Annotated in this window: 8 protein-coding genes; 2 read left to right on the top strand and 6 right to left on the bottom strand. The window is 60.1% G+C overall.

Annotated elements, in window-relative coordinates:
- Nucleotides 1-41 precede the first annotated feature (41 nt).
- Nucleotides 42-1,010 carry a bifunctional methylenetetrahydrofolate dehydrogenase/methenyltetrahydrofolate cyclohydrolase FolD gene (folD, locus tag HK28_RS08225; RefSeq protein ID WP_086644115.1) on the bottom strand — a complete coding sequence of 323 codons (969 nt, stop codon included), beginning with the start codon at nt 1,008-1,010 and terminating at the stop codon, nt 42-44.
- Between the two features lie 60 nt (nt 1,011-1,070).
- On the opposite strand from folD, the gene HK28_RS08220 reads away from it, so the two are divergent.
- Together HK28_RS08220 and HK28_RS08210 are read left to right on the top strand one after the other, a co-directional pair.
- Nucleotides 1,071-2,198, top strand: coding sequence for a low specificity L-threonine aldolase (locus tag HK28_RS08220; RefSeq protein ID WP_086644114.1), 1,128 nt, complete (start codon nt 1,071-1,073; stop codon nt 2,196-2,198).
- Nucleotides 2,199-2,940: 742 nt separating this feature from the next.
- Nucleotides 2,941-4,179 (top strand): cupin domain-containing protein, encoded by a 1,239-nt coding sequence (locus HK28_RS08210; RefSeq protein WP_086644112.1) that lies wholly within the window; start codon nt 2,941-2,943, stop codon nt 4,177-4,179.
- 302 nt (nt 4,180-4,481) lie between these two features.
- Here HK28_RS08210 and HK28_RS08205 read toward each other — a convergent pair whose 3' ends face one another.
- The 5 genes from HK28_RS08205 to HK28_RS08185 form a co-directional block, all read right to left on the bottom strand.
- The gene (locus tag HK28_RS08205) at nt 4,482-6,695 is read right to left on the bottom strand and encodes a TonB-dependent siderophore receptor (protein ID WP_086644111.1); all 2,214 of its coding nucleotides are present in this window, start codon (nt 6,693-6,695) and stop codon (nt 4,482-4,484) included.
- Nucleotides 6,696-7,136: 441 nt separating this feature from the next.
- Nucleotides 7,137-7,946, bottom strand: coding sequence for a DUF1266 domain-containing protein (locus HK28_RS08200; protein ID WP_086644110.1), 810 nt, complete (start codon nt 7,944-7,946; stop codon nt 7,137-7,139).
- A 12-nt stretch (nt 7,947-7,958) separates the two neighbouring features.
- Nucleotides 7,959-9,290: a J domain-containing protein gene (locus HK28_RS08195; RefSeq protein WP_086644109.1), complete on the bottom strand. Its 1,332-nt coding sequence runs from the start codon at nt 9,288-9,290 to the stop codon at nt 7,959-7,961.
- The gene (locus tag HK28_RS08190) at nt 9,287-10,987 is read right to left on the bottom strand and encodes an Hsp70 family protein (protein ID WP_086644108.1); all 1,701 of its coding nucleotides are present in this window, start codon (nt 10,985-10,987) and stop codon (nt 9,287-9,289) included. Before HK28_RS08190 ends, HK28_RS08195 begins: the two co-directional genes overlap by 4 nt.
- Before the next feature lie 291 nt (nt 10,988-11,278).
- Nucleotides 11,279-12,082, bottom strand: a complete 804-nt coding sequence (locus HK28_RS08185) for an NAD kinase (RefSeq protein ID WP_086644107.1) — start codon at nt 12,080-12,082, stop codon at nt 11,279-11,281.
- Between the last annotated feature and the right edge of the window lie 50 nt (nt 12,083-12,132).

Here is a 12,132-nt window from a genome sequence, read left to right as displayed (position 1 = left end):
CCGCATCCTTCATCTTCTATCTCAAAGAATGAGTCCTGAGCCTAGACGACGTCGGGCGACGCCACGGACATCTTCGCAGCCGTCAACGTATTACGAAGCAGGCACGCGATCGTCATCGGCCCGACGCCGCCCGGCACAGGGGTGATCCGGCCAGCGACTGGCGCCACTTCGTCGAACGCGACGTCGCCAACCAGTTTCGTCTTTCCGGAGTCCGTCGGAATGCGCGTAATGCCGACGTCGATAACTGTCGCGCCGGGCTTCACCCAGTCTTTCGTTACGAGCGCACGATGGCCGGTCGCGACGACCAGAATGTCTGCCGTGCGCGCCAGCGCCTGCGGGTCGACCGTATCGATATGGGCGACGGAAACCGTGCAGCCCTCGTTTAGCAACAGCAACGCCATCGGCTTGCCGACCAGATTCGATGCGCCGACGACAACGGCGTTCAGGCCACGCAACTCTCCGATGGCGGATTTCAGCAGCATCATGCAGCCCAGAGGAGTGCAGGGGACCAGTCCGGGTAGTCCCAGCGCCAGCCGCCCGGCGTTCACCTCGCCCAGCCCGTCTACGTCCTTCTCCGGCGCGATCGCATTGGTCACGCGTCTGGCGTCGACTCCAGCGGGCAAAGGCAACTGCACGAGTATCCCGTGAATCTCGGGGTCGTGATTCAGCCGATCAACCAGCGTCAGCAACTCTGCTTCGGACGTAGTTTCCGGCAACATGTGCATGAATGAGCGCATACCGGCGCGATGCGTCTGCAGCGCCTTGTTGCGCACGTAAACTTCGCTGGCGGGATCGTTGCCGACCAGAACCACAGCCAGTCCAGGGGTGACGCCGTGCTCGGCGTGGAAGGCGCGAACCTGCTCGGCAGTCTCTTTCGTCAGCGCCGTGGCGAACGCTTTGCCATCTATCAGTTTCTCACGGCCTGCCGCGGCGCTGCCGGAGGCGCCGCCCTCGGGATGCTCCGCAGCCTTGCGGGCGTGGGGAAATTCGGGCGAACTGAAATCGGACATGGTCTGGTTTTCGCTCAGGCGGCAGGTCATGGAAATGGAACGGACAAGCGGAAGCGCGAGATGGAACAGAACACCGGCGAACAGATATCCGCCAACGCCCCGGCCCCAGACGCACAGGCTGCCCGTCAGGCTGGGGAACACATACGCAAGAACTTCGCCAGCGACAACGTCGCGCCGGTTTGTCCGGAAATTCTGGCGGCGATCAGCGAGGCCAATGTGGGGGCCACGCCCTCTTACGGCGCAGACCCTTGGACCACGCGTCTGAAGGCCCGGGTTGCGGAGATTTTTGAAACCGATGCGGCCGTCTTTCCTGTGACGACAGGGACAGCGAGCAACGGGCTCGCCCTGTCCGCGCTATGTCCGCCCTGGGGCGCGGTGTTGTGCGACGAAAGCGCACATATCGACAACGAGGAGTGCGGTGCGCCAGAGTTTTACACCCATGGCGCGAAGCTGCGTCCGCTCCCTTCCGCTGACGGTCGCATCGATCCGGCGTTACTTGCGCGGGCGCTCAACGGACATGCGGACAGGGGTTTCCATCTAAGCAAGCTTTCCGCTCTCAGCGTCACGCAGGCCACGGAATGGGGCGCTACATACTCACTGGAGCACCTGCGCGAAGTCACCGGTCTGGCGCGGGGAGCGGGCCTTGGCGTGCATATGGATGGTGCGCGTTTCTCGAACGCGCTGGCGCATCTCGGTTGCTCGCCCGCCGATATGACGTGGCGCGCGGGCGTCGATATCCTGTCGCTGGGCGCCACAAAAAACGGAGCTCTGGCGGCCGAAGCGCTCATCGTCTTCGATCCCGCTCGGGCAGTGGAGATGGAGCGGCGGATCAAGCGCGCTGGACATGTCTGGTCGAAGCAGCGTTTCCTCAGCGCGCAGTTGCTCGCATGGTTCGCCGACGATCTGTGGCTGCGCAACGCCCGCAACGCCAACGAGATGGCTTCGCGCCTGGCGCGGGGCCTGCTGCGCCAGCCCGGCGCGACGCTGCCCTATGCGATCGAGAGCAACGAGGTGTTCGTCGTATTGCCTGAGCCCCTTGTTCAGGGGCTGGAGCAGGCCGGATACGATTTTTATCGCTGGACGACGCCGCCGGGCGTCGAAGGCGTGCTGATCCGGCTGGTTACGCGTTACGACACGACGCTGGGCGATATCGACGCGCTGCTGGCTTCCCTGTCAGCCATAGCCTAGCGACAAGCCGCGCCCCAGCTTGTCTACCGGGTCGGGGGACCTGCAACACGCTGGAGCGCCGTCCGTCGGCGGAATCAGTGTTGTTGCGGGGTGCGTGCGTATTGCGTGGTGAAAGAGAAACTTTGTTCGTGATTTAATACCGAAGAGTTTTTAAATATATATTTTGTTCGTGGATGCCGTCATTTTTAAATAAAAGACGATCTATTTTGTGCAAAAATACTTTGTATCGTAGATACTTTATGAACTTCGGAGCCGGATTTTATTTAAAGCATGGCGTCGCGTAGCTCCGATGCGCTTGACGCCAGCCCACGCGGATCATCCTGCGGAGATGGTCCGGTGGTCTCCGCTGAACGTCCACGAGGTATGTTTCGGTGAATATCTGATTGGCCAATATTTTTCAGAATTTCCGGTTCTTATTTATGGGGCGGGGCGGACGTCGGGCAGCGGCATGGCCGTTCGCAGATCACGTTCGTGAGACCGATCGAGATTACACCCCCCGCGAGGACACCGTCGGTTCGCATGTCAGACACCATCATAGATAAATGTCTGTAACTGTGGAAAATTTATCATACAGGGGCTAACTGGCGCCCAATGTCGCCGCTAAGCCACCCACCGTCCAAGGGGACGAATTTGTCGCGAAAAGCGGTGTAAATGTTCCGCCTCATATACTTGAGTATAATCGATCCGCGTCAATTTCGCAGCTAACGGTTCAGGTGCTTGAATACATTTGGGGGATTGACCCATGGATCCTTTACAGCGTCGCGGTTTCCTGTCCGCCGCCAGTTTGCTCGGTGTGGCGGGCGTCGCCAACGCCGCCACTTTCGGGAATCCCGATCGTCCACTGGAAGGTAAAATCAACGCCAAAACGGCGTCGAGCCTGTCCGATCCGGGGCCTGTGAATCCGGCTCTCGCATCGCAGTTCCCGTCGTTTCAGAACCCTCCCGCGACGGACGTCAACGGCATGCCCCTGTTCTGGGCGTCGTTCAACAACGCGCACAGACGCTACCAAAATGGCGGATGGGCGCGCGAGGTTACGCAGGAAGATTTCGCGATTTCGGAAGACATATCCGGAGTGAATATGCGCCTCAGTGCGGGTGGAATTCGCGAAATGCATTGGCATCAGCAGGCCGAATGGGCGTTCATGATCGCCGGAAAATGCCGCATCACCACTCTGGACGAGCAGGGGCGGCCCAGCGTCGAGGACGTCGAGCAAGGCGATATCTGGTATTTTCCTCCCGGCCTCCCGCATTCGCTGCAAGGGTTGGGGCCAGACGGCGCTGAATTCGTTCTTGCCTTCGATAACGGCATGTCGTCCGAGTTCAATACATTGCTGCTGACCGACTGGGTGGCGCATACGCCGCCGGAAGTTCTGGCGAAAAATTTCGGTGTTCCAGCAGACACCTTCAAAAATATTCCTCTCGATAATCTTTGGATTTTCCAGGGGGACGTTCCCGGCGATCTTGCGACTGACCAGAAGAACTCTCGCGTTCAGCCGGGCGCACAGAAGGTTATCTATCGCCTGTCGCGCTCCAAGCCGGTTGCGCTGAGCAACGGTGGACAAGCGCAGATAGTCGACAGTCGCAATTTCCCGATTTCGAAGACGATAGCGTCGACTCTGGAAACCATAAAACCCGGAGCCCTGCGAGAGATGCATTGGCACCCCAATGCGGATGAATGGGCGCTCGTCCTAAAGGGGAAGGCGAGGGTGACCGTGTTCAACACGGGGCCGCGTGCTCAGACGACCGACTTCAATCCGGGAGATATATGGTACATAAAGAAAAGCTTGGGACATTATATAGAAAATACTGGGAATGAAGACTTTGTTGTTTTGACCGTCTTCAAATCGGATCGCTTCGCCGAGGTCACCTTGACCGACTGGTTGACACATGTTCCGCCGGAAATGGTCGCCCAGACGCTCAACCTGCCTTTGGATGTGATCAAGCGCTTCCCGACGAACAAGCCTGACTTCATGCCTGCCTGAGCGGAAGGGCTTCGCGTCCTGAGTAGGGGGCATTGCATCGCAACACTCTGTGGAAACCCTGTTTTCGCAGAGCAGGCGACAGCTACCGGCTCCCATTCGGCATGTTTGTTGTGAGGCGTCACGCGGCTGAGAAGAAAAATCTATCCCGCTGCGCCTCGTGTCGCAAAAACCTTTTGTCGTAATCTGGGCGCACAGCATTGTCTGACCACGCTGATCCGTGGACGATGCTGTGCTCTGGCTGAGCGAGAAAAACGCCCGACTGGCAACCGCGTCCAGTCAGGCGGGCTTCGAAAATGATGGCTTCACCACGTGAATCCGATAGTGGCCTGCGCGTTCCGCCGTTCGCCGTAGTAGCAGAACTCCTGCCCGTAAGAGGCGTAGGCCAGGCAGTTCGAGACAAATCGTTTGTCAAAAATATTGCGGACGCTCGCACCGACAGTCCACCCTCGCAGCGAGCGGGACAGATTCGACAGATCGTATCGTAGCGAGCCGTCGAACAGGGCATACTGCGGAACCCAGACACTTCCGTAAGTCGCTTCGCCGCCATAGGCTTTAGAGGTGTAACGCATGCCGGCGCCAAACCCCAGTCCCTTTGCTGGGCCGGATGGCATGGTGTAGAACGCGAACAACGACGCGTTGCCCTTGCCAGATTGGATCAGCGGTTTTCCCGTTGAATCGTCGCGAACCTTCTGCACGCTTACAGCGGCCGTAATTAACAGGTTCTTGTAGAGGTCCGCGTGGGCTTCGAATTCGAAACCATCAGAATGAACCTTCCCGCTCTCGGTGCTGTAGCCAAGGTTGCCGACGGCGACGAGAACATTGGTCTGTTCGATGTGAAATCCCGCCGCAGTCAAGAGAACCTGCGTTCCGGGAATCTGATACTTAACGCCACCCTCAAGTTGCTTGCCGATTGACGGGTCGGCCTGACGGAGCGTGGCTCCGCCATCGTTAGAAACCAGCCCTGACTGTGGCTGGAAGGATGTTGAGTAGCTGATATAGGGAGAAAGACCGAAGTTGAAGTGATAAAGGCCTGACGCACGCCACGTGATCTGACTGGGGCTTTCGCGAGTATCTGATCCTGAAAGATGCTCTACTTGCCGCGAACGATACCAGTCGTTTCGCAGGCTCCCTGTCAGGATGAGGTTACGCCAGTGAATCTCGTCCTGACCATAAGCGCCGATCTGATGTGAATCAGCCGTGTAGCGTGCGCCGACCTGTTGGGCCGGGAAAACCATGTGGTAATCCGGATGCAGCACGTTCAGATCAGGGGCGTCTCCGGACGTATAAGTTTCGGAGGCGCTTTGCCACATATAGTCGAAGCCGAACATCATCGTGTGCGTCAGGGGACCGGTGCGCACATGACCCTTAAACTGGCTGTCGAACGCCAGATTATGGACGTGCTCGTTCGTGCCGTAGGCGTATCTGGGAACGGTGTCCGGGGTGTCGTAATATCCCGCGTCATAGACACTGCGGTTGATGACCTTGATATCGTCGTAGCGCCCGCGCGAGCTGAAGCTCCAGGCGTCGTTAAATCGGTGATTGAAAATATACGTAAAGGACCCGTGCTTTCGGTTGAATTTTTCTACGCCGACGTCTCCGTCATAGAAATTGCGCGGCAGATAGCCGAAGGACGCCCGCTTAAGCGACCCGACCAGCGGTACGCCGCCATACGTGCCGCTTTCGGGGTCGTATTGGTAATTCCCTAGCAGTGTCAGCGTGGTTGGCCCGTCGCCGCCAAACGTGAAAGCCGGGCTGATGGAAAAACGACGGCTTCCTGTTTTGGACAACTGGGTGTGCTGTCCGTTCACCGTTCCATAAAGCCGGTAGCGTACAAAGCCGTTATCGGTAGCGTAGCCCCCCACGTCGGCGTCGACGCGATAGAGGTCGAACATGCCGCCAGTGGCGTTTACGCCGCCATAAAACCGCTGGTCCGTCGGAAGCTTGCTCGATAGCGCGGCCAGACCGCCGGGGCTGGACTGTCCATAAAGCGCAGAGGCCGGTCCCTTGAGAATCTCCACACGATCGAGACGAGACGTATCGGTTTGGGCAACCGCATAACCCGTCGGACTGTCCTGCAACTTCAGTCCGTCGAGAAAACTGGGTATGCTGAAGCCACGCAACAGGTATTGATCGTAACGCGTGCCGATGCCGCCGCGCAGATCCGGGGTGATTCCTGCCGCGTAACGCACGGCCTGATTGAGGGACAGGACGCCCCGCACATCCATCTCGTCACGAGAGATGACAGTTACGGACTGTGCTGTGTCTACGAGGGGAGTGTCCGTCTTGGTGGCGGAGGACGCGACAGTAGCGGATCTTTTCCCACGGATTTTCACCTGTTCGACTGTCGTCGCCTGAGCGCCGGACGTTGCAGGCTTTCGCGCGGACTTTCCGCCGTCGGCGGTCGTTTTTGTTACAGGCAGCGGTGATTTCTGGTCCGCAGCACGAACCTTGCCGCCTACGCACAGCGACAGGGAGATGAGGAAAAGAACTCGTGCGCGGTGTCCGCCGGATATCATGACTGGCTCCTGCCTGATTTCGCAGGGGTTCTAACGATAGTGCGAGTCATTTGCAATACGTGCGCAACTTAAGCGATATGAAGCTTACGATTTGTGACCAGGAAGCGTCACGCGAACAGATTTGGCTGATTACACGAGTGAAAAACCTCGACGTTGTAAGAAGTTTGCTTCTCAGCGCGGAGCCTGTAGGCGTGGGTCAAGATCCTCGGCGTAACGAACGATGCGTGTGATTCATGTATAGCCAGCAAAAGGAGAGTTTAGAGAAAAATTTCCAAAAACATGAATTATAGAATGGTATTTTTATTATCTGATTCGGAGTTTCTCGGGGCAGCCGATGAATTCGCCTGATGAATCGATTTTCGGTTTTTTGTTAAAAAAAGTATCTGATCACGCAGCGTATTATGGCGTCGATATCGCCGTCGCGCATTACGGGCGGTGACTTCAGAGGGCGTCGCCAGCTCTCTCCAACCACCAGACTGGTCCCTGTGAAATAGGCTCCGATACGTCCCGCAGGCGCGCCGACGCGACCTGCGGCGGCAACGGTTGCTCCCACATCAGGCGCCAGGGGCTGTGCCGGGTCGAAAGCAGTTTCTGGGTCAGCCGGTCGACCACATTGCGTTCGCTGAACTCAGCGCCTTTCCAGAAACTTCTGCCGCGAAGGAAGTCTTCGGCATAATCGCTCCATGATTCGTAGGTGCGCTGGACGTCACGGGCCATGTCGAAAAGATATGGCCAGCATTCGTCTTCGCTTAGCCAGTCATGCAGCCGGCCGCCATAAACCAGCATGACGGCGCGGGCCGTGTCGAAGGCGAGGAATTTGGCTTTCAGCATCCCGAGATGATCGCTGAGAAGCGCGTCGATCCGATAGAGTTCGGCGCGGGCGTCTTCGTCGTAATCGGCAGTTTTCCCTAATTCCTTGCGCCGCTCAGCGATGTTCTGCAAGGGGCTGACGCTGTAATCGGTCAACCGGGCCATGTGTCCGATGCGATGTCCCTCTCGCCCCAGCCAGTTGAGTGTGGCGATCAGCGTCCGGCGATCCTGCACGCTCCAGAATGTCTTCATCCGGGCGGCGACGCGCGCCTTCAACGAGGCGGCCCCCGGCGCGTCGGGTTGTGTCAGCGCGTCCAGCGCATACCCTTCGCTCGCGACGAGCGGCGCTCCCATGGCGAGCGCCCATGCGCGTTGCGCGTTCTCCGGGTGACCGGTGGGAAGGGCGAAGCGCAGCTTCGGGGTCGCGGTTCTGAGCAGCATCGCGTTTTCCCGTCAGATCTCGTTGCTTACGAGATAAGTTCGTACCTCGGACAGCGTCCCGTCACGAAATTTCAACTGGACCGAGACGCTTTTCGCCGATGCGGGACCGCGGGCCGATAGCTCGGCCCCAGGCCCCAGCGGTTGCGGCCACTGGTCCTTGCCGCCCGCAGGCAGTGGAAAAAGAAGATTGGGCGCTTCCGTATCGAATCCATACCGTACTTCTGAAAGAGCTGCCCGATTGGCGACCACCGTTGCAAACCAGACTGTCGTCCTGTCGAACCGACGTGTCACCGTGGTCCATCGCACGTTCTGGCGCTCGAGGGCCGCGCGAGCGCGCGTCGGTGCGTCCACAGCGAAAGCAGGAGAAGGGGCGACGTTGGCGACGACGGTCGTATGCCGGGTCTCGGGTGCTCTGTGCAGCAGAAATGCGCCGAAGAATGATGAGGCGACAAGAAACACGCAGGCCGCCGCAACGGCTATCGGTATCGACGGAAGGGCGAAGCGCCGCCGGTTCTTCAAAGAGCCTGCGGTAGTCTCGGCGTCGATCAGATGGCCGCGCCCGACATTGAGGGGCGCTGCAAGCACCGGCGGCCCTTCCACGGCGGTTCGCAAGGCGGCAAGCGCCGCCGGCGAAAGGCGACCATGCAGAAAGCGGCGACGGTCCCAGGCGTCGCGCAACAGGGCCTGAGCACGGGCGCGCTCCGCGCCATCCAGTCGCCCGCCAGGCGGCAGCAGCTTCGACAGGTCCTCCGAAGTGGCGAGAGCAATCGCGGCGGCCTGCCCATAAGGGTGGCGTTTTGGATCGTGGAGCAAGTCCAGCCAATCTTCCGCCTCGAGGCGGTCGAGGAGCGCCCTGTGCCATTCGGGCTCACGTCGTGCGGGTAGCGATGCTGGGTCGCGCCAGTCGAAACGATCCGCAAGAGCGCGAATTAGTCCGGCTGAGATCGTCAGGAATGGGTGAAGCCGCCCGAACAAGGCCCACTCGAGCCCGTCGCTCCGGCCGGGTCGGGGGGGGATGTCGCGAATGGTCTGCTCCAGCAGCGCCATCGCAACTTGAGCACTGCCCGTTCGGCGTAAGGAGTCAAAACTCTCGAGAAATTCCTCGATCGGCGGTTCGCCGGGGAGTTTTTCGGGCTCAGGCGTTGCGTTCGGCAGGCGCGCAAGAACGCAGGCGGACTCGTAAGCGGCGCGAAGAAGCTGGAACGCTTCCTGATCGTCTTCCGGGTTGGTTGATCGCAAAAGCCGGGCGTAGGCTCGCTTGATCGCCCGTTCGTCCCGGGTGGCGTCGATGCCGAGGATTGACCAGCAGTCGCGTCCGCCCGGCGCGTGTCGCTCGCCAGTCACAGGGATGTCGCTGCGAGAGATTCGAGCGCCGCTTTCAGCCGGTCCGCCGCGTCGTTGATTGATTGACGATCCTGCGCCGTCAAGGCGCGCTCGAACAGGCCGATTTCGGTCGCCAGAGACGCGCGTGTCGCGCCGAGCGTTTCTTCATAGAGCCTTTCCGCCCGTGCCAGCAGCAGGCGGGTTGGCACTTCCTCGCGCGGATGAATCTTGATCTCCGCCAGCGCCTCCAGCCGCTCCTCGATTTCTTCCTGGCTGAGAAGACCTGGGTTTTCCTCGATCACCAGCCGTTCGATCGACTGGGTTTCGACGTCCTGCGCAGTTACTTCAAGAATGCCGTTTATGTCATAGGTGAAACGAACGTCGATGGCCTGCTGCGCTGCTGGGCGGGGCTGAAGCATCATCTGAAGCTTGCCGAGAAGAATGTTGTCCTTGACCAGGCGACTCTCGCCCTGGAACACCCTGACCTCGACGCCGCCCTGATAGTCCTTGGTCGGCGTTACGCGTTGCACGCGGCTTACGGGCACGACGGTGTTGCGTTCAATGATCGGCAACAATCGCCCTGCGGCGGAACCGGAGGCGCCGGTTTCAGAGACTTCGATGCCAAGGGTGTAGGGTGCGACGTCGGTCAGCACCACGTCGTCCAGCGCGGCGTCGCGCATTTTCAGGCCCGCTTGCACTGCGGCGCCGCAGGCCACGACTTCGTCCGGGTTGATCTGTTGCAAAGGAAATTGCCCGAACATGGTGGCGGCAAGGCTGCGCACGAGCTTCATACGTGTCGCTCCACCCACCAGCACGACGCGGCTGAGTTCCCTCGGCTGTATGCGGCTGTCGCGCAGGGCGCGCTCCACAGGGCGGCGCAATTGTTCCAGCAAGGGGGCGGTGATGACCGCAAATTCGTTCGCCGTCAGGGTGGCGTCGAAGTTTTCGGCGCCGCTGCGCAGAACAATCTCAACGGAACTCTCGGTGTTGAGCCGATGACGGGCCTGCTCCACAGCTGCCCGCAGCCGTGCGATTTCTACGATCCCGGCGGCGGACAGCGGATCGGCCCGCCAGCCGGTCTCACCCCGAAACCAGCCGATCAGTGCATCGTCGAAGTCCTCGCCGCCCAGAAAATTGTCTCCGGCCGTTGCGCGAACCTCCATAACGCCGTCGAACAGTTCGAGAACCGAAACATCGAACGTGCCGCCTCCAAGATCGAAGACGAGGATACTCCCGTCCTCCTCCTGCTCCTGCAGCCCGTAGGCGAGGGCTGCTGCAGTCGGTTCGTTGAGCAGGCGTTCGACCTTCAGTCCTGCGAGTCTTCCTGCGGCCCGCGTTGCGTTGCGTTGAGTGTCGTTGAAATACGCGGGCACGGTGATGACTGCCTCGGTCACCCGCTCGCCCAGAAAAGCCTCTGCATCGGCTTTCAGGGAACGGAGAACAAAAGACGACAGTTCCTCCGGGCGGAATGTCTGTCCGCCAAGCGCCACCGTGCGTGCTGTTCCCATGATGCGCTTGAAAGCCGCGGCGGTGCGGTCGGGATGCGTCGTCAACCGTTCGCGCGCGGTCTGCCCGACCAGTACCTCACCATTCCTGTCAACGCTGACGACCGATGGCGTGAGGTGGCCGCCATGCGCCTGAGGCACGAGCACAGGCCTGCCGTCCTTCCAGACGCTGGCCAGGCTGTTGGTCGTTCCGAGGTCTATCCCGATAATCACCGTGTGCTCTTCAGCAATGAATCGCGAACCCGGCCGTTCGTCATGATTGTTTTGACCGGAAGAGGCTATAACTCAAGCATCCGCTGTGCACTTTGACAACCGTTCTATCCACGACTCAAACCGGTCGCTTGCGGGGCGGCCAGCGCAACATTTCGATTCGGCTGTTTGTCTGAAGAAACGCCGCCGCCACGCATCCGCATATGTCCTAACGCGGATACCGTGGCGGCAGTTGCTTGCTTGCTACGTGTGCTCAGCAACACATTTTGTGAGCAATCGTTCAGATGTCGACGATCACGCGGAGAACTGCTCGGTGATGATGCGTTCAGAGAGATTCTGTCCCGGGTCGAACAGCACCGTTGCGGATTGCTCGCGATTTTCCCGCACCGTCACCGAGACGACGTCACGCACCTCCGTGAAATCCGCCACGGCCGCCACCGGTCGCTTTTCCGCCTCAAGCACTGTGAACGTGACCTCCGCCGTCGACGGCAGAAGCGCTCCACGCCAACGCCTGGGCCGGAAGGCGCTGATCGGCGTGAGGGGGAGCAGGTTGCCCGACAGCGGGACGATGGGGCCGTGCGCCGAGAGATTGTAGGCTGTTGAGCCCGCGGGCGTGGAGACCAGCACGCCGTCGCAGATCAGTTCCGGCATACGTTCGCGCCCGTCGATGTCGATGCGGATCTTGGCCGCCTGCCGCGTTTGCCGGAACAGGAAGACATCGTTCAGCGCATAGGCCTCGTGCTCGGTTCCATCGGCGCAGACCGCACGCATGATGAGCGGGTGCAACATCGCAAGCTGGGCGACGGCCAGACGAGCAGGAAGATCATCTTCGTCGAACGGATTCATCAGAAAGCCGACCGATCCGCAGTTCATGCCGTAAACGGGGATGCACCGTCCGGTCGCCCGCCGCAGCGTCTCCAGCATGAAGCCGTCGCCGCCAAGGCAGACCACCGCCTCCGCATCGTCAAACGCGCAATCGCCGTAGCGATCGACAAGGCGCTGATAAGCCTCCTGCGCGACAGGCGTCTGCGTCGCCAGAAAACAGAGCCGGGCCGGGGGATCTCGCAGAATAGGAAAGGCGGATGGATCAAGGCTCATTGCGCTGAGTCTACCTGTATTGCGGCGTCGGGGCCATCCGCGTGCGGAGG

The sequence above is a fragment of the Acetobacter sp. DsW_063 genome, assembly GCF_002153745.1.
GTDB lineage: Bacteria > Pseudomonadota > Alphaproteobacteria > Acetobacterales > Acetobacteraceae > Acetobacter.
Note: the sequence above shows the minus strand (reverse complement) of the source record. Positions and strands in the feature narration are given on the sequence as shown.

Bases quoted from the DNA above. Each gene is read 5' to 3' on its own strand.
- folD (WP_086644115.1), bottom strand. From the start codon at position 1,010: ATGTCCGATTTCAGTTCGCCCGAATTTCCCCACGCCCGCAAGGCTGCG.
- HK28_RS08220 (WP_086644114.1), top strand. From the start codon at position 1,071: ATGGAACAGAACACCGGCGAACAGATATCCGCCAACGCCCCGGCCCCA.
- HK28_RS08210 (WP_086644112.1), top strand. From the start codon at position 2,941: ATGGATCCTTTACAGCGTCGCGGTTTCCTGTCCGCCGCCAGTTTGCTC.
- HK28_RS08205 (WP_086644111.1), bottom strand. From the start codon at position 6,695: ATGATATCCGGCGGACACCGCGCACGAGTTCTTTTCCTCATCTCCCTG.
- HK28_RS08200 (WP_086644110.1), bottom strand. From the start codon at position 7,946: ATGCTGCTCAGAACCGCGACCCCGAAGCTGCGCTTCGCCCTTCCCACC.
- HK28_RS08185 (WP_086644107.1), bottom strand. From the start codon at position 12,082: ATGAGCCTTGATCCATCCGCCTTTCCTATTCTGCGAGATCCCCCGGCC.